Raw genomic sequence first — 22,134 nt, forward strand, 5'->3', positions numbered from 1 at the left:
CTTGTGGAACGGGTTATTAGATTATTCATTTAATTGGGAGGAGATTAGTTCATGACAAATAGAGAAGATTTTAACCAACATGCAAAACCTCAACCAATTCGCGGTGATAAAGGAGCTACAATGCTTGGGCCTCGTAACCTGCAGCGTGAATTGCAAAACCCAGACATGATTATCCCCCCTGAGACAGATTCGGGGACGGTTACGAATCTGAAGTTCTCATTTGCGGATACACATGTACGTATTCAAGAAGGAGGCTGGTCACGTGAAGTTACACAGCGTGAACTTCCAGTCTCCGATACACTCGCTGCAGTTAATATGAGGCTGAAACCGGGCGGTATTCGTGAACTTCATTGGCATAAGGAAGCTGAATGGGCTTATATGCTTGAAGGACGGGCCCGTATTACAGCGATTGATGGACAAGGACGGAGTTTTATTGATGATGTGGAGAAAGGAGACCTATGGTACTTCCCTTCAGGTATCCCACATTCCATTGTTGGTCTGGAAGAAGGATGCGAGTTTGTACTGATTTTTGATGATGGACAGTTCTCTGAGAACAGTACATTCTCCATTGCGGATTGGATTGCTCATACACCAAAAGATGTTCTAGCAGACAACTTTGGAGTTTCAGAAAGTGCATTCGACAACATGCCGGATGGAGAACTTTATATGTTCCAAGGTAAAGTACCAGGATCCATTGACCAGGAGAAACCGAAAAATTTGAATGAACCAGTTCCGAATCCTTTCAGTTTCCGGTTGAAAGACATGGATCCGATTGAATCTCAGGGCGGAAAGGTTCGAATTGCAGACTCTACGAACTTTAAAGCTTCAAAAACAATTGCAGCTGCGCTTGTTGAGGTGGAGCCTGGAGGAATTCGTGAACTGCATTGGCACCCAAACCAGGCAGAGTGGCAATATTATATTTCAGGAAAAGCACGTATGAGTGTATTCGGAGCGGAAGGCCATGCACGTACATTTGATTATCAAGCTGGTGACGTCGGCTATGTACCATTTGCATTTGGCCACTATATCCAAAACACAGGCGATACGCCACTCGTATTCTTGGAAATGTTCAAAAGCGATCACTTTGAAGATATTTCACTTAACCAATGGATGTCTCAGACGCCACCTGAGTTCCTCAAAGAGCATTTGCATATTAGTGATGAATTCATTGAAAAAGCATTACATGCAGACAAACAGCCAATTGTTAATTTTAATAAAAAAGAAGAACAGTAATAGAAGAAACAGGACCACTGAAAAGTTGGTCCTGTTTTTTTACTGGAAAATATTGTTGACATACTATGTGTATTAAGCATACAATACACATAGAGATGTATCACCTTGTTAATACACTTAGTTAAGGCGTTTAGTTAAAAAAATTTGCCCTGAGTGTATTAACTGCTTGATACAAGAAAAGAAGGTGAGCAAATTTTGAAGATTGTTTTTAACAAACGGGATGCTGTCTATATCCAGGTAATCCGGCATTTTAAGCAACTCATTGCCAAGGGAGAACTCGGACCTGGTCAGCAAATTCCATCAAGACGGGAACTTGCCAATGATTTGAAAATCAACCCGAATACTGCACAGCGAGCTTACAAGGAAATGGAGGAGGAAGGATTGATATATACAGAGAGCAATCAACCGAGCCGAGTAACAAAGGATAAAGCGTTAATTGGTACATTGCGTAATGAAATCATTACAGAAGCAGTTCAAGCGTTCGTAAATTCAATGCAGGAAATCAATGTGCCGCTTAATGAGTGCGTAAAACTGATTCAATCGAATTATGAGGGAGGGGATGAACAATGATAGAAGTGCGTGACTTAAAGAAACGCTACGGATTCAAGAAAGTATTGAACGGTGTTTCTTTCACAGCCAAAAAGGGAGAAATCACTTGTCTAATCGGAATTAACGGTACAGGCAAGACGACGATCCTAAAGTCGATTATGAATCTGACTCCACTGCATAGCGGAGAGGTGCTTATCGATGGAGCAACTCTCAATAAACATAGTTATGAAAAAATTGCTTATATACCAGATGCGATTACGATGCTTCCTTCTATGCGGATTGCCGATGCAATGGAGTTCATGAGTGATTTCTATAAGAACTGGAATCAGGAGCGGGCTAATGAACTGCTTGGTTTTTTCAAATTAAAAGCAGAGGATCGGATTAGCCAGTTGTCAAAAGGAAATACGATGAAAGCGAACATGCTGCTCGGTCTGGCGATGGATGTGGATTATCTGCTGATGGATGAGCCATTTTCGGGGATTGATATTTTTAGCAGGGAACAAATTGCAAATGTCTTCACAAGTCATCTTGTAGAAGATCGAGGCGTCATTATTACGACACACGAGCTGAACGAAATCGAACACCTCATTGATAAGGCTGTTTTATTGGATGAAGGAAGAGTGATTAAGGAGTTCAATACAGAGGATATGCGTGAACAGGAAGGCATGTCTGTCGTTGATGTTATGCGGGAGGTGTACAATAAGTGATTAATTATATGAAACTTGTTCATTTTGAAGTGAAACGTTTTTGGAAGCTATATGCAGGACTTGCATTGCTAATCGTGCTGGGACAGTTGGCCATCGTATTCTTTGGGGCAAAACAGTATAAAAACATGCTGAAAAATACAGTGGTAGATACAATAGATGGGCGTACCGGCGGTGAAATTCCTTCTCTTAGTATTACGAATATAATAGACAGTCCGATTTTTCTACTGACTATAATGCTGGGAGCGGCTGTACTGATCATTTATATGTTCTTCATATGGTGTCGAGACTGGTTTGGAAAGAATACATTTGCATACAGGCTGCTTATGCTGCCTACGAATCGAATGAACTTATTCTTTGCGAAGGGGACTGCCATTTTCTTGTTTGTTTTTGGGCTTGTAGCAATGCAGGTAATACTGGTTATTATTGAGCAAGGGATTATTAATAGTATTGTTCCAAAGGATTTCATAGATGATTTAGGATTCATAAATAGTCTGAATCAATCCATGCTTGGAGTCCTAATTCCAGCAACGATAACAGGATTTTTAATAAACTACGGCCTTGGGCTCGTTGTGCTAATTACAGTTTTCACAGTAGTATTGCTTGAGCGGAGTTATAGAGTACGAGGCATTATTATGGCCGTTATATACTGCATTGCTACTGGGTTTATTATTTTGCTGCCATTGCTCATTCAGGATTGGTCCAGGAATTACTTCTATTCAGGAGAACTTCTTTTAATGGAGATTATCTTCTGTGCCTTGCTCGTTCTCTGCGGGTTGCTAATTAGCAGGTATCTGCTTAATAGGAAGATTACAGTATAGGAGGATACTCATGAAAAAATACTTTGGAACAATCAGTTTTATCATAGTGACAGTGCTCATACTTATTATATTTTATGCGAATACCACTAAAGCGGATCAAAATTTACCGAAATTTGTAATGAAGCAGATTGCTGGGGATACGGCGATGAACCCAAAAGCAGATGGTAGACTTTATTATGATTCCAGTTCAAGAATGGGAATGGACTGGAAATTCACTACTGATGCCAAAGGAACAAATTATGAGAAAGATGGCTTGCTATCGAATTCCTACGAAGATCCGCAGCTAATTAAGTGGCGTGAACAGAACTCTGAGTTCATGCGTCGCAAAGTCCATTCAAACCCGCAGAACTTCTATGAGGATGACAAAAGGATTGGTTATGTAGAGTACACATTTGGAGAATCGAGTGTAACAGTAGCTGTTCTTAATAAAAAGACCGGCAAAATCAATGAATTCGAAACCGGGATTATTGGTTTGAATAATAACTCAAACTTTTTCAATGTAGATTATGTTGGACTGTATGGAAATGAAATGAAAATTGTAGGTCGGGAAAATTACGCTGATGGCGGCGTTAATGACAAAGAAGTATTGCATTTGGTCACAATTAATCTTAAAGAGAAGAAAATGACGAATTCCAAGAAGCTGCTTGTTAATGATGACGATAAAATGGTTACAGAATATGCTTTTTCACAATCAGATGAGGTTGCCTCTCCTGACAACCCTTTAGTTATCTCAATTTCAAAAATGCTGTATAAGAATACAGAGCAATTGGAGAACGGGGAGAGTTCTTCTCCAATTGAAAAGGAACGCAAATATTATAAACTTGATGTGAAAACGAGCGAGCTGCAAGAAATCCAGTCTGCAATTTCAAAAGATAAAATGGATATCGGGTTAGTAAAAAACAACATCTTGTATGGACAGAAACGAGGAAAAGAAAAACTCGTTGTTCAGCCATATGATCTGAATAAGAAAAAAGATCTCAAGTCTATACATCTGGACATTCCTACTCAGTCTAATAATGATGAAAGTTTTCAGATGAAGGAAGAAAAGGGCAAGCTGCTATTTTTCACAAGTAGTGGCCAGATTAGTAAAGGAAGAGTCTATGAGGGTGTACAAACATACTTCCCTCAAGTCTTTGTTGTCGACGAGAAAAGCAGAAAGTTGGAATATGGAGGAACCCTCATACCGAAAGATTCTGAATCAATCGGTAAAAGTGGATTCCAGATCAATATCAATAATATTCATTTAAAATAGATTAGAAAGAACCTGCGCTCGTTTGGAAACGGAGCAGGTTCTTTTTTTATGCTTCATAGGCATCCAGAATACGGGAGATTTCTTGATTGAGCTCATCCAAATGTACAATACGTGCCTTGCGTATATACTCTTTTCTTTCAATAAACAATAGAAGTACCGGAACAGTGAAAACAGAAAAGCGTCCAGCAACCTCTTCTACATCGCTCGTGTCAATGTGGGCAAGCTTGATCTGCGGGTATTTGCCAAGCAGATTTTGTATTTGAGGCCAAAGCCCATGGCACACACTGCAGCCAGGACTGCTTATATATAGGAAGGAAAGCGGATTTTTGCTGATAAAAGCATCAATTTCCTCCATAGAATGCAGGTTTGTATATTCGTTCATCTTATAAAACCTCCTTGCTGTTATTCTACCCGAATGTTAAGCAAAGGAGACAGAGACATGCTTGCAGTATGATTGTTAACGATGATAGCAGCAGCTTTGTCCATTATCCAACTAATTGTAGTGATATCCGACCGTTTTCCGACTTTATTCTATTCATATTACGGAATTCTAATACATTTAATCTTGTTTCAAATTCGCGCCACTAGAAGCGAAAAAACCCCGCAAATCCTTTAAAGGACTTGCGGGGTTTTCTATTAAATATCAAGTAGTGCTTTGCAGCATATCAACAAGTGAGAAGTCGACTTCTTTTTGTTCCTGCTCCTCCATGCCTTTCATATACTTAATACGGCGTTGAGCAGAAGCAGCATTTACTTGTTCATCCGCATGGTATGACGAACGGACGAGTGGTCCTGCTTCACAATGTTTAAAGCCTTTCTGAAGGGCTATTTGCTTCAGTTCAGCGAATTCATCCGGGTGGTAGTATTTTTCCACGTTCAAATGTTTCTTTGTCGGCTGCAAGTACTGTCCGATTGCCATGATGTCGACATTATTCGCGAGAAGGTCATCCATAGTTTCTAGAATTTCTTCTTTTGTTTCACCCAAACCGAGCATCATGCTTGATTTCGTCGGTACATCCGGTGCGATTTCTTTAACGCGACGAAGCAATTCCAAAGAACGGTCGTACATGGCAATGGCACGAACACGCTTTGTCAGGCGACGAACAGTTTCGATGTTATGGTTGAAAATGTCCGGTTTGCCGCTCATCAGTGTGTGCAAACTCTGATAGTCACCTTTCATATCGGAAGGGAGGATTTCAACTGTAGTGCCAGGGTTCTTACGACGAATGGCGCGTACTGTCTCAGCAAATACAGAAGCTCCGCCATCAGCAAGATCGTCACGAGCAACAGATGTTACGACCGCGTGGCGCAATCCCATGATTTCGACAGAGTCAGCAACACGTTCTGGCTCTCCCCAATCGAGTTCGTTTGGCATGCCTGTTGCAACCGCACAGAAGCGGCAGCCACGTGTACAGACGCTACCAAGTATCATAAATGTTGCAGTCTGACGTTCAGACCAACATTCGTGTATGTTCGGGCAGCGTGCTTCCTCACATACTGTGTTCAGTTTCTTTTCCCGCATCAGCTTCTTGAGGCCTGTGAAGGATTTTGTCGTATTGATTTTTATTTTAAGCCATTCGGGCTTGCGTACGTATTCGTCTTTTTTATTAGCCATGGTGCACACGCTCCTTAAAACGTCTTAAGTTCCATTCGTCACTGCGGTATTTGGTATCGGCGAGTTCATGGACTTCCGCCCACTGTTCAGCCGAGAGAGTAAAAGGTTCCACTTCTATATTTAGGCCTTTCTTGAAGCCATCAAGAAAAGCGGCTTTCAGCATGTCATATGTATGCGGCTTTTGTGTAATCTGCTCGATACTGACGGCCTTATTGGAGAAATTGTTGCGCTGACGTTCTCTTGCTCGCTCTGTCTTGAACTTGAACAGATCGAAGAGCATGTCCTCGTCCATGGTGATTGGGATGGAGCCATGCTGCAGCAAAACGCCTTTCTTGCGTGTCTGGGCATTTCCAGAAATTTTCTTGCCATCAACAATCATTTCATAAACAGCTGTTTTCTCGAAGCAGACTGCAGTTTTGTCAAGCATTGCTTCACGTTCAGGGATGGCATAGTCAGCATTGATGCCGAGATTATGATATCCTTCCAGAACCCCTTTTGACAAAATGTAATAAGCCTTTTGAACGGACTGAGGGATATTTGGGTGATCCTCCGAAACGATAATACTGTATGTTAGTTCATCATCATGAAGTACCGCACTTCCTCCGGTCAATCGGCGGACAAACTCACAACCGTGTTTCGCAATACCATCAAAATCAATGGACTTCTCAGCTTTTTGAAATTGTCCGATTGAAAGACTCGGTTTCTCCCAACCATACAAACGCAATACAGGTGGAATAAAACCTTCGCTGTGCCAGTTGAGCAAAGACTCATCTATGGCCATGTTCGTCGCAGCATCAAGAATGCCGCTATCGAGATACTTCCATGTTTCGCGCACCAATGTCACCTCCATCAAACAAGCCGCGGATGCTCAATCCCCGGCCAGACAAGGGTTTTGAAGCTTTTAGCCCTCTAATAGATTGATAATAGCAACAATATTCTGTTAAGTAAAGATTCGATAATACCAGTGAATTCCAGATGTAGTAATAGTGTTTTATGACTAAAAATCACAACAGTAATAGTCAATAGTGATTGGATGTTTTGTAAAATTTTACAAAAGGAGAAGAGCTTGATTGTATTTGATGGTGGAAGCCTTGTAAACCGGGTCATTTTTCAGTATTACTCGTTTTTTCCTTATTCGACAAGAATCAGCATATAGGCTCACAAACATGAAGAATAAAAAAGACCCGGAGAAAATTTCCCCGGGTAATTTTTCTTTGTTCTATCAAACGGATGTTTCGCAGATCACGCTGTTCTGAATAAGCTGCTTGATTTCATCTTCTTTTTCTTCGTTAAAGAGGCGTACAATTGTGCTGCCTACAATTACGCCATCACAGAAGGAACCAAGATGTTTTGCCTGATCGGCATCTGATACACCGAAGCCTGCCAGAACAGGTACTGTGCTTATTTCTTTCAGTTCTTGCAAATAGTCTCCGATATTGCTGGCATGTTCTGCGCGAGCTCCAGTTGTGCCAGTAACAGAAACGGCATAAAGGAATCCTTCCGAGCGCTTTGCTAGTTCGGAAATACGCTCCTTAGTGCTTGTCATGGCAGCGAGGCGGACTAGCGCAATGCTGTTCCTTTTGCATGCTGGATGGACGAGTTGTTCTTCTTCCATTGGCAAATCAGGAATAATTATTCCGCTTACACCCGATGTTGCACATTCTTCAAAGAAAGCATCAATGCCATATTTGAAAATTGGATTGATGTAAGTCATGAAGATAATCGGGATTGGACTTTTTTCCTTGAATTGCTGCAAGGCATCAAAAACACTTTGAAGCTTAGTGCCATTGGCAAGGGAGCGGAGTCCCGCTTCCTGTATTGTCGGTCCATCAGCGACAGGATCGGAAAAAGGAATTCCAAGCTCTACTGCAGATGCGCCTGCTTCAGCAAGAAAGCGAATCCGGTTCTCGAGGTTGGAGACACCACCTTCGCCATCACCTGCCATAATATATGGGATAAATAGTTTCGTTCCGCGGTTCAAGGTATTGCGCAGGGCTTGTTCCAGTTCTTTGCTGCTCATCTTATTTACCCTCCAATCGTGCTTTTACTTGTTCAACATCTTTATCGCCGCGACCAGAGAGACAGACGACAATCGTTTCACCTTTTTTCATCTTTTTTGCAAGTTTAAGTGTAAAGGCCACTGCGTGAGAACTTTCAAGGGCAGGAATGATTCCTTCTGTTTGGGATAGGAGTTGGAAAGCTTCCAATGCTTCTTCGTCTGTAATTGAATCGTACTGCACACGTCCGATTTCCTGAAGATGACTATGTTCAGGTCCAATTCCAGGATAGTCAAGTCCTGCGGAAATGGATACAGCCTCTCTAATTTGACCATCGTCATCTTGAAGCAGACGAGTGAGTGTTCCGTGCAGAATACCGGTTTCACCTGCAACCAATGTAGCAGCATGTTCATTCGTCTCAATTCCATGACCGCCAGCTTCAACGCCGTATATTTTAACGGATGAATCATCTATAAATGGATAGAACATTCCGATTGCGTTGCTGCCTCCTCCAAGACAAGCGACGACAGCATCAGGAAGTTTGCCAGTTTGCTCAATGATCTGCTTCTTTGCCTCAGTACCAATAACAGCTTGCAATTCCCGGACAATGTAAGGGAAGGGATGCGGACCGGCAGCTGTACCAAGTATATAATGGGTGTCTTCAACATTACTCACCCAGTAGCGCATAGCTTCATTTACAGCGTCTTTCAATGTAGCACTGCCAGATGAGACGCCATGTACTTTGGCTCCGAGTAATTCCATACGGAAAACATTCAATTTCTGTCGGCGAATATCCTCATCGCCCATAAAGATGACACACTCAAGACCGAGCAATGCACATGCCGTAGCTGTTGCGACACCGTGCTGACCGGCACCAGTTTCAGCGACGACTTTCTTTTTGCCCATTCTCAAGGTGAGCAGTGCCTGGCCAAGCGCATTATTTATTTTGTGAGCGCCAGTATGATTTAAATCTTCACGTTTTAAATATATATCAGGTCCGCCTAGTTGTTCGGAAAGGTTTTTGGCGTGGAAGAGTGGGGTTTCACGACCGACATATTCTGCTAAATATTTATTGAGCTCCTCTTTAAAAGCAGGATCTGCTACGGCATCTTCGTATGCCTTCTCCAATTCGATCAACGCAGGCATAAGAAGTTCTGGAACGAACCTGCCGCCAAATGTGCCGTATCTTCCTGTCTTATCAGGGTTTGTATAAGTAGTCATGAATGTTCATCCTTTACTTTGTTTTTGCAGTTTTGATGAATTGGCGGATTTTATTCGAGTCTTTTACACCCGCTGTTTCAACACCGCTGGAAACGTCAACACCGATAGGAGAGAGGCGCTTAATCGCTTCTTGAACATTGTTGTGATCAAGACCTCCGGCAAGTATGATTTTATTCCGATCAATTGGCAAGTCTTTAGCGAGGTCCCAATCGAATACAGTTCCATTTCCTCCGCGTGCTCCACCTATTGGACTGTCAAGAATATAATAGTCCGCCGGATAATCCTGGATAGTTGGCAGAGTCTCCTCAGTTACAGGGAAAGCTTTGATGATTTTATAGGGTAGCGATTCAGCAATTGAGGTATCTTCATCACCGTGCAGCTGGATATAGTCAAGACCTGCCTCTTCAGCAATCGTGGACATCCGGCTTTTACTTTCATTTACAAAGACACCTACTGTTTGTACTGAATCGGGGAGTGTTGAGATGATTACTTTTGCACGCGCCGGCTCAATTTGCCGTTTACTAGGAGCGAATACAAAACCGAGCAGGTCGGCACCAGCTCCAACTGCTGCCTCTGCATGTTCAATTGTCTGAATGCCACAAATTTTTACGAGCATGATGAGTGGTCCTTTGTAAATGGTACCTGCAGTGTATGGAATGTTGTCTCCAGATCGTCTGCACGCATTAGTGTTTCACCTGCGAGTATGCAAGACGCACCAAGTTTCTCGACTGTAGCGACATCGGCACGTGTCTTGATCCCACTTTCGCTGATAAATATAATATCTTTACCAGCAGCAAGGGAGGCGAGTTTCCCCGTATTCTCCAAGTCTACTTCAAATGTTTTAAGATTCCGATTGTTGACGCCGACAATTTCGGGATTGAGCTTAAGAGCCCGCTCCATTTCTTCAGCATCATGAACCTCAACGAGCACTTCCAAGTCAAGGCTCTTCGCATGACTGTATAGACTGCTGAGCTTGTTGTCATCAAGGGCAGCGACGATGAGCAAGATGATGCTTGCGCCATTCGCGTATGCTTCATCTATTTGCAATTCATCAATCATGAAATCTTTGCAGAGTATTGGCAGTTCGACAGCGTCTGCTACAGCCTGCAAATCTTCCATTGACCCTTTAAAAAACTGTTCGTCTGTAAGGACAGAAATTGCAGATGCTCCAAGTCTTGCATACTCTTTCGCCTGAGCAACCGGATCGACATCGCCGTTAATCAACCCTTTGGAAGGGGAGGCACGTTTTATTTCCGAAATGATATTCATCTGTTTATCATTGAGTTGCTTCTTGAAAGAGCGAACGGGAATTTTTCTTTCTGCTGTGATGCCAAGCTCTTTCAGTGCAGCGACTTCGATTCTTTTCTGATCAATGATTTTATCAAGAATGGTGGACAATTTGCACGTTCCTTTCTATTCAGCCTTTAATTGCGGATGTTTCGGCGACTACTTTGCTTCTATCAACTAGACCTTGGAGGCGGGCTAATGCGCTGCCTTCCTGAATACTCTTGCGTGCGAGCTCAACGCCTTCTTTGATGGATTCCGCCGTACCGCTTGCGTAAAGACCAATCCCAGCGTTTAGCAAAACTGTATCAAGGTAAGGTCCTGGTTTTCCGTTCAGTACGTCAAGGAGGATCTGTGCATTTTCTGCTGCTGTACCACCTTTAATTGCTTCGTTGTCATAAACAGGAAGACCAACCTCGTCCGGGTGTAAAGTGAACGGTGTGATTTTTCCACCTTCGAGAAGTACAAGGTGATTCTCCCCAGCGAGGGATGCTTCGTCCATGAAGCCAGCTCCGTTGACGACAATGGCGCGACGGCGTCCGAGTTTGTTCAATGATTCGGCGAGTACTTCCAACATGTCCCTGCGATAGACTCCGAGGAGTTGAGTCTCCAACTCTACTGGATTTGTAAGTGGACCGATTAGATTCATAATTGTCGGAAGTCCAAGTTCCTTGCGTACTTTCATGAAGTGGGCGAGACGAGCGTGCACATGTGGTGCGAATAAGAAGACAATACCGTTCTCACGTAATGTCTCCTCAGCCTGCTCATCAGAGAAAGTAAGTGATACGCCAAGGTGTTCGAGGACGTCTGCGCTTCCAGTCTTGGATGAAACGCTGCGATTGCCATGCTTTGCGACAGGGACACCCGCGCCTGCAATTACGAACGCCGCTGTCGTACTAATATTGAAGCTATTCGACTGGTCGCCGCCTGTTCCGCAATTATCTATGACATTAGGTAAATATCCGGTCTTCAAAGTGGCTTTTTCACGGATAACTTCTACAAGTCCGGCGATTTCATCCGCTGTTTCACCTTTCATTTTCAGAGCAGTGAGAAAGGCGGAAATTTCTGTATCTGTCGTCTCCGGAGAGAAGCAGCGATTTGTTGCTGCAATCATCTCTTCAGTCGTCAAACTTTCGCCACGCATCAATTGATCAAGATACTGTCTCATTTTGCGACCCCTTTCTGATTTCGCCAAGGAAGTTGCTGATCATTCTTTTCCCTGTATCGGTGCCGATCGACTCCGGATGGAATTGGATTCCGTAAACAGGATAATCACGATATTGCATTGCCATAATCTCTTTGTCATCAAGTGCAGTCGCCATTACTTTGAATGAAAGTGGGAGGGAGATTTTATCAACGACATAAGAGTGATAGCGCATAACTTCAAGCGGTTGTTCCAAATAGCTGAAAGGACCGTGGCCATTATGAGTGATTGAAGACGTCTTGCCGTGTTTAATTGCACCTGCTTTGACTACTTTTCCGCCAAGTGCTTCACCAATAACCTGGTGCCCTAGGCAAATACCGAGAATCGGAGTTTCCTTGTGAAGCTTTGTCACGAGTTCATTACAGATACCTGCTTCTGAAGGAAGTCCAGGTCCAGGTGAGATGATAATTGCCTCAGGGGCAAGTTCCTTAATTTCCTGAACTGTTATTTCGTCATTTCTAACAACTCTTACTTCCTCGGCAAGTTCAGAAACATATTGGAAAATGTTATATGTGAATGAATCATAGTTATCAATTAACAAGATCAATCTTGCTCACCTCCATAAGTGATCGTGCTTTGTGAAGTGTCTCTTCGTATTCCTTCTGCGGTTGGGAATCAAAAACAATTCCTGCACCAGCCTGCAAGTATGCTGTTGCATCTTTGACGACGAGGGAGCGGATGGCAAGTGCCATGTTCAAGTCGCCATTAAATCCAATGTAGCCGATGCCGCCTGCGTAGACACCGCGTCGTTTGCTCTCAAGCTCATTAATGATCTGCATGGCGCGAATTTTTGGAGCTCCTGAAACAGTACCTGCTGGGAGGCAAGAAATAAGGGCATCAATGCTTGAGAAATCTTTTCTCAATTTGCCACTTACTTCGGATACAATGTGCATGACATGCTCATAACGTTCAATCTTCATATACGTCGGTACTTTTACAGAACCGATTTCACAAACGCGTCCAAGATCATTACGTCCAAGGTCAATCAGCATTTTGTGTTCGGCGATTTCTTTTTCATCGGCTAGAAGTTCTGCTTCAAGTCTTGCATCTTCTTGAGGATCCTTGCTGCGCGGTCTTGTGCCGGCGATCGGGTTTGTAATAATTTCGGATCCTTTCGTCTGAAGAAGACTTTCCGGTGACGCCCCTAGAACGAGATAGTCAGCGAAGTCGACATAGAACATGTACGGTGATGGGTTCGATCTGCGCAGCTTGCGATAGAAGGAGAAGGGTTCACCTTTGAACTCAGCTTGCAGCCGTTGCGAGAGAACAACTTGGAAAATGTCTCCCTGATGAATATATTCTTTCGCTTTCTCGACATTCGCTTTAAACAGTTCGGCACTGATTTCAGGAGTGAATTCTGTGCTTTCCAGATCACCTGTATGCTCAGGCTTTCGGTCGAGCATGCTTGCGAGCTCTTCTAGCCTGCTGTCGAGCTCGGCTTCATTTGAAGTGCCCGTATTGATTGCGACAAGGTGGACTGTTTCATCTTTATGATCGAAGATAAAAATGTTCTCATAGAGCATGAGGTGGACGTCCGGCATTTTTAGATCATCTGCAGGAACCTCACCTATATTTTCAAACTGTCTGATCTCGTCATAGCCGATATAACCGATTGCACCGCCGAAGAAGGGGAGAGGCAAGTCAATTTCAAGTGCTGGAAGGCGATCTTTCAATACTTCAAGGACATCCTTCTCAAACTCCTGAGAATCACCGGTTTTTAAGTTACGTACAATCGTCTGACCTCTATCACCAATCAGCTCTTCATATGGATTCGTTCCGATAAAAGAGAATTTTCCTTTTACCTCATGTGGAAGCGTACTTTCAAGCAAAAATTTCTTTTTGCCAGCTAGTCGTTGGAATATTCCGACAGGTGTCCATACATCGGCGTTCAGTTTCATGGTTTTATAGTTTGCCATATGATCAATCCTCCAATTTGAATATAAAAAAACCTCCATAGACAGGAATACCTGACTATGGAGGACGAGCAGAAGCCCGCGGTGCCACCTCGGTTGAAGGAGAAAATCCTTCCAACTTGATCAGATACGGGAATCTTTGGACAGATTCCGATATCTTTTTCCGGATAACGGGGGAAGGCCCGGATTTTCCTACTGTTAGGTTCAGAAAACCTCTCGCAAGTCCATTCACTGTATATCCGCTTGCCGGAATTCCACCATCACCGGCTCTCTGTAAAGCATCATGTGCAGTTACTACTCTTGCTCAACAAGTTCAGCTCATATTTAATTTCCGTAAAAATATACAAAAGGGCCCCTCATCCAAAGGACGAGGAACCCGTGGTGCCACCTTCATTGACTAAAAAACAGTCCGCTTGAACAACATGGAAGATAATCCATGCAGATCCCAGATAACGTTGGGACTGACGCTGGAGCCTACTGATGCACCTTTCTTAAGAAAGAGCTGTTCGGTCCGGAAGCTCGGAAGTCCATTCGTCCATGATTGCAACCGGTTCACACCAACCACCGGCTCTCTTCTATGCAAGAACATGAATTACTAATCTTCGTCAACGCTGTTATCTTAAGTTGTACATATCATAAAACAAGTTAGGAACATAAGTCAAGAGAATTTTCGGAATATACCGGAAAAACATTAAGATGCAGTTTTTAAAACAGATCATTCCCCGAATCGCTTGAATTTATCTCTTACTGGGAGACGTTCTCTTTCATCTTCGTTTTGATCAAAGTAGCCAAGATGGATGAAGCCGATAATTTTCTCGTCTTCACTTACTCCAAGAATGCTGCGGACCTGATCATTATAAATATGCGGATTCGTTTTCCAGCAAACACCGAGCTTCTCTTCCCAGGCAAGAAGGGAGAAGTTCTGAATCATACTTGCAACAGCTCCGAAGTTCTCGTCCCACTGTTTTTGCTTTTCTGGAGCTGCCATAATAATGACAAGAATTGCGTTCGGTTCATTTAAGTAGGCTTCGCGATTCTCCTGAATCTCCTCTGGATATGTGGACGCTATTTTTTTTGCAAATGTAGGCAGTTGATCAGCTCCGACATAAATGAAACGCCAAGGTTGTCGCATTCCATGCGTTGGAGCCCAGACGGCTTCTTCAAGCAGTGCAATGACAGTATCTTCTTTTACTTCTTTATTTGTATAACCGCCCTTGATAGATCGGCGTTCCCGAATGACTTTTTTCAATGCGGTTTTTTCACCTGTATTCATAATGTGGAAACCTCCATCAGTATATTTGATAATCATTCTCATTATATCTGAGTATGTAAGATCTGCAATATATCCAACCTTGAGTTTTTTAAAATAATAATTGCAAAAGGTGTAAAGACAGGTCAATATATATGTATAGTTATATGCGCTCTTAAAACCTATGCAGGGGGAACGCAACAATAGAACCGGAGGAGATGGCTACATGAAGAGTTTCTTGCATAAGAAGGGAATCTCGCTTTCACCACGTGAATATTTTATTACAGCGCTCAGCTATATGGCGCTTGGACTTTTTTCTTCTTTAATTATTGGACTGATTATCAAGACGGCGGGAGAACAGCTTGGTAAGGCGGGTGTCTCTGGTCTTGGTTTTATGGTGGAAATGGGCGCATTTGCAATGGATCCGAAAATTATGGGCGGGGCAATTGGCGTGGCAATTGCCTACGGGTTGAAAGCGCCGCCTTTGGTGCTGTTTTCGGCATTGTTTGCAGGTGCATTCGGTGCTGATCTTGGAGGACCGGCAGGCAGTTATGTAACTGCTGTTATTGCGACGGAAGTCGGGAAGTTGTTCTATCAGCTTACGCGTGTTGATATTATTGTCACACCGTTCATGACCATATTGGCTGGATTTTCGGTAGGGAAATTTATTGGGCCATATATTCATGCATTTATGACCGGCTTCGGCGATATCATCAACTGGTCTACTGAACAGCGACCATTTATTATGGGCATTCTTGTTGCAGTGCTCATGGGTTGGGCACTTACCGCTCCGATATCAAGCGCAGCGATTGCCCTTATGCTCGGTCTTGATGGAATTGCGGCAGGCGCTGCAGCAATTGGTTGTTCTGCGCAAATGATTGGATTTGCTATATCAAGTTGGCGAGAAAATGGCTTTGGCGGGTTCCTTGCACAAGGAGTCGGTACTTCAATGCTGCAGGTACCGAATATTTTGCGTCATCCTCTTATACTTATACCACCTACAGTAGCAGGAATTGTACTTGCCCCAATCGCTACTGTCTGGCTCGGTATGACGAATAATGCTTCTGGAGCTGGAATGGGTACAGCTGGATTCGTTGGGCAGATTATGGCTTTTGAATCAATGGGCTTTACTGTGCCTGTTCTTATGCAAGTGTTAATGTTGCATATCATTGCTCCTGCTGTCATCAGTCTAGCCGTTTCAGAGTTAATGCGTAAGAAGGGCTGGATTAAAGAAGGACAAATGAAGCTGAAGACGGAGTAGAGCGATTTTTCCATTATATAAAAGGCATTTTTCTCATTGTTTTTTCTAAACCTATCCATACATTCGATTGAATGGAGGGTCGCTGATGAGAGTCAAACTGTGTTTGCTGCTACTTATTTTGACTTTCCTTATGCCAGCATCAATATATGCTGAAGAGATTCAGAAGAAAAAGCTGGCCATCGTCATTGATGATTTCGGCAATAATATGAAAGGCACCGATGAAATTTTAGGACTGCCGGTTAATTTGACTATTGCTGTCATGCCTTTCATGCCGTCTACAAAAGAAGATGCTGAAAAGGCATATGATAATGGTCATGAGGTAATCGTCCACATGCCGATGGAGCCAAAGGCTGGAAAGCGAAGTTGGCTTGGCCCAGGGGCAATTACTTCAGACTTGAGTAATGCAGAAATCCGCAAACGGACAGAAGAGGCAATTCGCAATGTACCGCATGCTGTCGGAATGAACAATCATATGGGATCCAAGATTACTGAAGATGAACGAGCAATGCGAATCATATTAAATGTATGCAAGGAACAAGGACTGTATTATCTGGATAGTAAGACATCAGGAAAAAGTGTCATCGGCAAATTGGCAAATGAGATTGGTGTGCCGGTATTGGAGAATAATATATTCTTCGACGATATGTATACGATGAGCCATGTGACGAAGCAGGCTAACCTAGTTGCAAAAAATCTGCTTAATAATGAGCAGTTTATTGCAATCGGTCATGTCGGTGTCCCAGGGCCGACAACTTCCACAGTGTTGAAAAAGTACATTCCTGTCTATAAAGAACGAGCTAATATTGTTTCACTGTCAAAGTTAATTCCCGGGTTTGAATGGGTGGACTAAATATAAAGAGCACTTGCGCATTTTCTTGAATGTCCAAGTGCTTTTTCAAATGGTTTTATGACTCTTATATAGCCCTTGTTATCTTTCTGTAAATTGGGGAATTACGTATTGAAATTGCCTTATTCCGGTGGTATGATACATGGCAATACCTTGAAAGGGAGCTGATTTATTGATGAGAGAAGTAACCCTGGAACGTATTTTTACCAACCCAATTGTACAGAAGTATCTAAAGAGGTCGGGAATGGCTCATGCGGTCAAAGTGGCGAATTATGCTTATGATTATGCCGTGTCGCTTGGAGCAGATATTGATTTAGCAACTAAAGCAGCCCTATTGCACGATGTCGGACATTACACTTGGTATCGTGATGGTGTTTGGGACTATGATTTGTACCGTGAGAATGACATCCATGCAATCAAAGGTGCAGCCCGAGCACATAAACTCCTTATCCATCTTGGCGAGGACAGGCAGAAGGCGAAAGAAATCTCAGTTGCAGTGCTATTGCATACAGATTCCTATCTTCCAGAAGGGATGCTGGAGCTGACTCCACTGCAAAAGGCAGTAAAATTTGCTGATGAAGCGGATGAAGAGCAGGGTGGCAAACATCATTATAAACAGATGGACTATGAACAGGCACTATCAATGATCCGTCATTTGGATAATAAAATAGACAGAAACGCATATGCCGGCGAATCTCATTTGGCATGATGCGTCTCTGTCTTTTTTGTTTATTCTACAGCGCCGAGATATTCTTCTAGCGTTAGATTTTGATCATGTATCGTTTTGGCGGCAGTTTTGCCTATGTAGCGCAGATGCCAAGGTTCGTACTCATATTTTGTAATAGCTTCTTTTCCTTTAGGGTATCGGATTATAAAACCGTACTCATAGGCATGATCCTTCACCCATTTACCTTCTTTTGTTTCTCCAAAGTCCTGATCGAGGCGAAAATCAACTGCAGCACTTGTTACATCCATCGTAAGGCCAGTCTGATGCTCACTTTGTCCAGGACGTGCACTGACCTGATTCGCTTCTTTTTCGCCCATGGTTTTTACATTGTTGCCGAAGACTGCAACTTGACGCTCGTATGATCTGTAGCCAGACTGACCGAATAGTTCGACCCCATCTTTGTCAGCTGCTTTAAACATTTCTTCCAGCGCTTTCGCGGCGGGTTTCTGCATGTAGCGTTTCGGCAGATCTTCGGTGAATGGGAAGCGTACATTTGGCGCTACAAGGTTTTTAGGCTCATAGCCATCCGGAAGAGCGTGATTTTTGTTCACAAGAACATGCAAATCGGCAGGGTTATGGACAGTGATTGTTTTGTCTTCTGACTTTGAAATATTTTGAGAGAGTAGACCTTTGCCTGGCTTTACTTCAAAATTATCGTTAAGTGCTTTTTTGAGCCACTTTCTTGTTACAGAATCATATTCTCCTGTGGCTGCCATTTCGTCATTTTGTGTTTGAAAGTCTTTTACAGCTTGTTTCGTATTATCATCATATTTTCCTGTTTCTTCTATCTTATAGCCGATTTCGTGCAAGTCTTTTTGCAGCTGCTTTACCTGTTTGCTCTTGTCATTTGGGACAAGCTTTCTGTCAGGAGCAGCGAGTGTTGTTTTCATATTGTCTTTATCTGTATCATTTGTTGCTGGCGTACCCTGATCGGAGCAGGCTGTCATGCCTGCAGCAACGAGAGCGCCCAGTATAACGGAGCGGCTAATTCTCGTAATCATGCGTAATCCTCCCTTTGCCTAATAACGTTAGACTCTTGCGGCAAATCTCTTTGCAATCTCTATGATGACTTGTGAACTCTTTTCCATATCATCGGCTGAAGCGAATTCATATTTTCCATGGAAATTCTCGCCGCCAGTGAAAATATTTGGTGTCGGCAATCCCATGAAGCTAAGTTGGGAACCGTCAGTGCCACCCCGAATTGGTTCGATAATAGGTTTGATATTAAGGCTTTCCATTGATTCACGGGCGATATCAACAATGTACTTCACAGGTTCAATCTTTTCACCCATATTGTAGTATTGATCTGCCATATCAAGCTCTAGTATCTCTGAACCATATTTTGTTTTCAATTCATCTGTGAAGGTACGGATCAGCTCTTTTCTAGCTTCGAAGTTGGAGCGGTCATGATCGCGAATAATTAGATAGACCTTTGCTTCTTCAACATCGCCAGCAATTGAGATGAGATGGAAAAACCCTTCATAACCAGAAGTCATCTCTGGAACTTCATGTTCTGGAAGCTTTGAGACAAACTCAGCAGCGATGCGACCGGCATTGATCATTTTGCCTTTCGCAGTTCCAGGATGGACATTTTTTCCTCGTACAGTAAGTCGGGCGCCACAAGCATTGAAGCTTTCATACTGCAGCTCTCCAAGCGGGCCACCATCAATCGTATAAGCGAACTCGGCTCCAAAACGCTCAACATCAAATTTATGCGGACCGCGGCCAATTTCCTCGTCTGGAGTGAAAGCCACTCGGATTGTGCCGTGTTCAATTTCGGGATGGTTGGCCAAGTACTCCATTGCTGTCATGATCTCTGCAATGCCGGCCTTATTGTCGGCACCTAGCAGTGTAGTGCCATCCGTTGTAATGAGAGTGTGTCCTTTATAGTTGGTCAGCTCTGGGAAATCCTTGGTTGTCATTACAATTCCTTTTTCGGCGTTCAAGATGATATCTTCGCCACTATAGTTATCAATCCGTTGTGGATTAACGTTCTTGCCAGTAAAATCTGTAGCTGTATCTACATGGGCGAGAAAGCCGATAGTGGGTACATCTTTTTCAGTTGTAGCAGGCAGGGTTGCCATGACATATCCATTGCCATCCATTTCGGCATCGGTAAGGCCAATAGTTTTTAGTTCCTCAACGAGTATTCGGCCAAGTTCCAGCTGGCCAGGCGTAGTTGGTGTAATTGTTTTCTCTTCATTTGATTGTGTGTCCACTTTTGCATAGCGGATCAGTCTTTCTATTATGAGTTCTTTCAAGATGAACACTCCTTCTTTCTACTATTATATTCTAGCATAACCAAGTGTTCTGTTTGAAATAAGAAGCGGATTAAATATAAAGGTTAGAATGAGGAGGATAAGTTCATTTATTGAAGAAACAAGTTAGGAGAAGGGGTGGTTTTTATTAGAAAGAAGAGAAAGAAGGAAAGATTTATAGCTGGTCATAGATTTGGTTGTTGAGCTTTTTCTATTTCTCCCAAGGCTCTTGGTTCGCTTCATTTCAGGACTGTTCTCTTAACGAAAAGAAAGGCCATCACCTTATGTAAAGGGAATGGCCTAAATCTTAATGAAATTTAAACAAGTGCTTCTTCACGATCTTCTGCATTGTCATAGTCAATCTCGAAGCCCATATCTTCAAGCATTTCAATATCTTTGTTGCCTTCTTGACCACAAGTTGTCAAATAGTCACCAATGAAAATTGAATTAGCTGCATAAAGGCCAAGCGGCTGAAGGCTGCGCAAGTTCACTTCACGTCCGCCAGAGATACGGATTTCCTTTGTTGGATTCATGAAGCGGAAGAGGCATAGCACTTTCAGACAGTAGACTGGAGTCAACTCATTTGTACCTTCGAGCAATGTTCCATCCATAGCGTGAAGGAAGTTGACAGGAATGGAATCAGCATCAAGTTCACGCAAAGCTTGTCCCATATGATAAACATCCTGTTTTGTCTCTTTCATTCCGACAATCACACCTGAACAAGGAGAAATGCCTGCATCTTTTACTTTTTCAACTGTGGAAACGCGATCATCGTATGTATGGCTCGTCGTAATGTTTTCATGATGGTTTTTGGAAGTGTTTAGATTATGGTTGTAACGGTCAACCCCGGCTTCTTTCAGTTTCTCTGCTTGTCCAGGTTTCAAAATTCCAAGACAGGCGCATACACGCATGTTATCATACTCAGCTTTGATCTTTTTAACAGCTCCAGCCACCGTATCCAATTCACGGTTTGTCGGTCCACGTCCACTTGCTACAATGCAGTATGTGCCCGAGTTCATTTCATGGGCACGCTCAGCGCCAGCGAGGATTTGCTCTTCAGACATCATACGATACTTCTGAATAGGCACTTTAGCATCGATGGATTGGGCACAGTAGCCACAGTTTTCCGGGCAGAAACCCGTTTTTGTATTAATGATCATATTCAGCTTTACTTTGTTGCCGAAGTGTTTGCTGCGTACTTTGTATGCTGCATCTAGAAGGGAAAGTAATTCCGCATCAGGCGCATTAAGAACAGATAAAGCTTCTTCTTCCGTCAAATTATGTCCTGCAAGTGCTTTGTCAGCAAACTCATGCCAGTTAGTCATTAAAATCTCCTCCTGAATTAAGCGATATGGTTTCGGTTTATTGAGAGTTTATTCTTATTAAATAGTCCGTATTTCTGAAGCCTGTATGCAAAGATCCCAGCGAGTACAGAAAGTATAATATCTTTAGGAAGGGGAACTGCCATCCATGACCATAGTAATTTATAGGAAAGGCCAGCTGGCGCCTCAAACCAAGTCAAGTAGGCGAGATACATCCAATTAGTTCCGGCCAAATAGTTAATCGTCATTCCAGCGAGACTGGCTGCTATATAAGCGGGGATCCCTTTTGCCCGCTCAGCGATAGCGCCTGCTACATATGCTACAAGAATGAATGATAGAACGAAGCCGAACGTCGGTGCTAGAATGAATGCAGCACCACCTTTAAATTGAGCGAAAATAGGAGCTCCGGCCAAACCGAGCATCATATAAGCGAACATTGAGAATGCGCCGAGCTTTCTGCCAAGAACAAGTCCAGCCAATACTGCGAAGAAAGTCTGCAATGTAATGGGCACGCCACCGATGATGAGGAAGGGTGCAATTGATGTCAGATTTGCTCCGATTGCAGTAAGTGCGACAAAAAGACCACCTAGTGTTAAACTATAAGCATTAAAAGTTTTTTTCATGGACATGCCTCCTTTAATGTAAACCAATTAATTATTAGGTTAACATAAAAATAG

Annotated in this window: 23 protein-coding genes and 2 other annotated features; of the genes, 8 read left to right on the top strand and 15 right to left on the bottom strand. The window is 43.0% G+C overall.

From position 1 onward, the window contains the following. Nucleotides 1-51 precede the first annotated feature (51 nt). The 5 genes from QR721_RS02180 (at nt 52) to QR721_RS02200 (ending at nt 4,559) form a co-directional block, all read left to right on the top strand. A complete protein-coding gene (locus QR721_RS02180; protein ID WP_348028740.1) occupies nt 52-1,233 on the top strand; it encodes an oxalate decarboxylase family bicupin in 1,182 nt (393 codons plus the stop codon). Between the two features lie 195 nt (nt 1,234-1,428). Next, the gene (locus QR721_RS02185; protein WP_348028745.1) at nt 1,429-1,803 is read left to right on the top strand and encodes a GntR family transcriptional regulator; all 375 of its coding nucleotides are present in this window, start codon (nt 1,429-1,431) and stop codon (nt 1,801-1,803) included. Next, on the top strand, nt 1,800-2,489 hold the full coding sequence (locus QR721_RS02190; protein WP_348028747.1) for an ABC transporter ATP-binding protein: 690 nt from the start codon (nt 1,800-1,802) through the stop codon (nt 2,487-2,489). Before QR721_RS02185 ends, QR721_RS02190 begins: the two co-directional genes overlap by 4 nt. After that, a complete protein-coding gene (locus QR721_RS02195; RefSeq protein ID WP_348028749.1) occupies nt 2,486-3,307 on the top strand; it encodes a hypothetical protein in 822 nt (273 codons plus the stop codon). The genes QR721_RS02190 and QR721_RS02195 overlap by 4 nt, the downstream gene beginning before the upstream one ends. 10 nt (nt 3,308-3,317) lie before the next feature. Next, a complete protein-coding gene (locus tag QR721_RS02200; protein ID WP_348028751.1) occupies nt 3,318-4,559 on the top strand; it encodes a hypothetical protein in 1,242 nt (413 codons plus the stop codon). A 46-nt stretch (nt 4,560-4,605) separates the two neighbouring features. On the opposite strand, the gene QR721_RS02205 is transcribed toward QR721_RS02200, so the two are convergent. From QR721_RS02205 to QR721_RS02255, 11 genes are all read right to left on the bottom strand, one after another. Then, on the bottom strand, nt 4,606-4,941 hold the full coding sequence (locus tag QR721_RS02205; RefSeq protein WP_348028753.1) for a thioredoxin family protein: 336 nt from the start codon (nt 4,939-4,941) through the stop codon (nt 4,606-4,608). 261 nt (nt 4,942-5,202) lie between these two features. Next, the gene (gene lipA / locus QR721_RS02210) at nt 5,203-6,174 is read right to left on the bottom strand and encodes a lipoyl synthase (RefSeq protein WP_348028755.1); all 972 of its coding nucleotides are present in this window, start codon (nt 6,172-6,174) and stop codon (nt 5,203-5,205) included. Beyond that, entirely contained in the window at nt 6,167-7,012 is an 846-nt protein-coding gene (locus QR721_RS02215) for a lipoate--protein ligase family protein (RefSeq protein WP_348028757.1), read from the bottom strand. Before QR721_RS02215 ends, lipA begins: the two co-directional genes overlap by 8 nt. Nucleotides 7,013-7,396: 384 nt before the next feature. After that, complete coding sequence (gene trpA, locus QR721_RS02220) at nt 7,397-8,194, bottom strand: tryptophan synthase subunit alpha (RefSeq protein WP_348028759.1); 798 nt, start codon at nt 8,192-8,194, stop codon at nt 7,397-7,399. A gap of 1 nt (nt 8,195) precedes the next feature. Further along, the gene (gene trpB / locus QR721_RS02225) at nt 8,196-9,392 is read right to left on the bottom strand and encodes a tryptophan synthase subunit beta (RefSeq protein WP_348028761.1); all 1,197 of its coding nucleotides are present in this window, start codon (nt 9,390-9,392) and stop codon (nt 8,196-8,198) included. A gap of 13 nt (nt 9,393-9,405) precedes the next feature. Continuing rightward, nucleotides 9,406-10,008: a phosphoribosylanthranilate isomerase gene (locus QR721_RS02230; RefSeq protein ID WP_348028763.1), complete on the bottom strand. Its 603-nt coding sequence runs from the start codon at nt 10,006-10,008 to the stop codon at nt 9,406-9,408. Continuing rightward, complete coding sequence (gene trpC / locus QR721_RS02235; RefSeq protein WP_348028765.1) at nt 9,999-10,790, bottom strand: indole-3-glycerol phosphate synthase TrpC; 792 nt, start codon at nt 10,788-10,790, stop codon at nt 9,999-10,001. Before trpC ends, QR721_RS02230 begins: the two co-directional genes overlap by 10 nt. Nucleotides 10,791-10,809: 19 nt before the next feature. Beyond that, on the bottom strand, nt 10,810-11,844 hold the full coding sequence (gene trpD / locus QR721_RS02240; protein ID WP_348028767.1) for an anthranilate phosphoribosyltransferase: 1,035 nt from the start codon (nt 11,842-11,844) through the stop codon (nt 10,810-10,812). Beyond that, entirely contained in the window at nt 11,828-12,427 is a 600-nt protein-coding gene (locus tag QR721_RS02245; protein WP_348028769.1) for an anthranilate synthase component II, read from the bottom strand. Before QR721_RS02245 ends, trpD begins: the two co-directional genes overlap by 17 nt. Further along, nucleotides 12,411-13,796: an anthranilate synthase component I gene (gene trpE, locus QR721_RS02250; RefSeq protein WP_348028771.1), complete on the bottom strand. Its 1,386-nt coding sequence runs from the start codon at nt 13,794-13,796 to the stop codon at nt 12,411-12,413. Before trpE ends, QR721_RS02245 begins: the two co-directional genes overlap by 17 nt. Nucleotides 13,797-13,853: 57 nt before the next feature. Then, nucleotides 13,854-14,110, bottom strand: a binding site (T-box leader). A gap of 43 nt (nt 14,111-14,153) precedes the next feature. Beyond that, nucleotides 14,154-14,411 (bottom strand) — a binding site (T-box leader). A 97-nt stretch (nt 14,412-14,508) separates the two neighbouring features. Continuing rightward, nucleotides 14,509-15,066, bottom strand: a complete 558-nt coding sequence (locus QR721_RS02255; protein WP_348028773.1) for a nitroreductase family protein — start codon at nt 15,064-15,066, stop codon at nt 14,509-14,511. A gap of 202 nt (nt 15,067-15,268) precedes the next feature. On the opposite strand from QR721_RS02255, the gene QR721_RS02260 reads away from it, so the two are divergent. The 3 genes from QR721_RS02260 to QR721_RS02270 all read left to right on the top strand — a co-directional run bounded on the left by QR721_RS02260 (nt 15,269) and on the right by QR721_RS02270 (nt 17,859). Beyond that, nucleotides 15,269-16,303, top strand: a complete 1,035-nt coding sequence (locus tag QR721_RS02260; RefSeq protein ID WP_348028775.1) for a PTS sugar transporter subunit IIC — start codon at nt 15,269-15,271, stop codon at nt 16,301-16,303. Between the two features lie 85 nt (nt 16,304-16,388). Continuing rightward, a complete protein-coding gene (locus QR721_RS02265; protein WP_348028777.1) occupies nt 16,389-17,153 on the top strand; it encodes a divergent polysaccharide deacetylase family protein in 765 nt (254 codons plus the stop codon). Nucleotides 17,154-17,325: 172 nt separating this feature from the next. Then, nucleotides 17,326-17,859, top strand: a complete 534-nt coding sequence (locus tag QR721_RS02270) for an HD domain-containing protein (RefSeq protein ID WP_348029767.1) — start codon at nt 17,326-17,328, stop codon at nt 17,857-17,859. 20 nt (nt 17,860-17,879) lie between these two features. Here QR721_RS02270 and QR721_RS02275 read toward each other — a convergent pair whose 3' ends face one another. From QR721_RS02275 to QR721_RS02290, 4 genes are all read right to left on the bottom strand, one after another. After that, complete coding sequence (locus QR721_RS02275; protein WP_348028779.1) at nt 17,880-18,878, bottom strand: D-alanyl-D-alanine carboxypeptidase family protein; 999 nt, start codon at nt 18,876-18,878, stop codon at nt 17,880-17,882. Between the two features lie 27 nt (nt 18,879-18,905). Then, nucleotides 18,906-20,138 carry a peptidase T gene (pepT, locus tag QR721_RS02280; RefSeq protein ID WP_348028781.1) on the bottom strand — a complete coding sequence of 411 codons (1,233 nt, stop codon included), beginning with the start codon at nt 20,136-20,138 and terminating at the stop codon, nt 18,906-18,908. A gap of 314 nt (nt 20,139-20,452) precedes the next feature. After that, nucleotides 20,453-21,460 (bottom strand): biotin synthase BioB, encoded by a 1,008-nt coding sequence (gene bioB / locus QR721_RS02285; protein ID WP_348028783.1) that lies wholly within the window; start codon nt 21,458-21,460, stop codon nt 20,453-20,455. Nucleotides 21,461-21,477: 17 nt separating this feature from the next. Further along, nucleotides 21,478-22,080: a biotin transporter BioY gene (locus QR721_RS02290; protein WP_348028785.1), complete on the bottom strand. Its 603-nt coding sequence runs from the start codon at nt 22,078-22,080 to the stop codon at nt 21,478-21,480. Nucleotides 22,081-22,134: the final 54 nt, after the last annotated feature.

This window comes from Aciduricibacillus chroicocephali, assembly GCF_030762805.1.
Classification (GTDB): domain Bacteria; phylum Bacillota; class Bacilli; order Bacillales; family Amphibacillaceae; genus Aciduricibacillus; species Aciduricibacillus chroicocephali.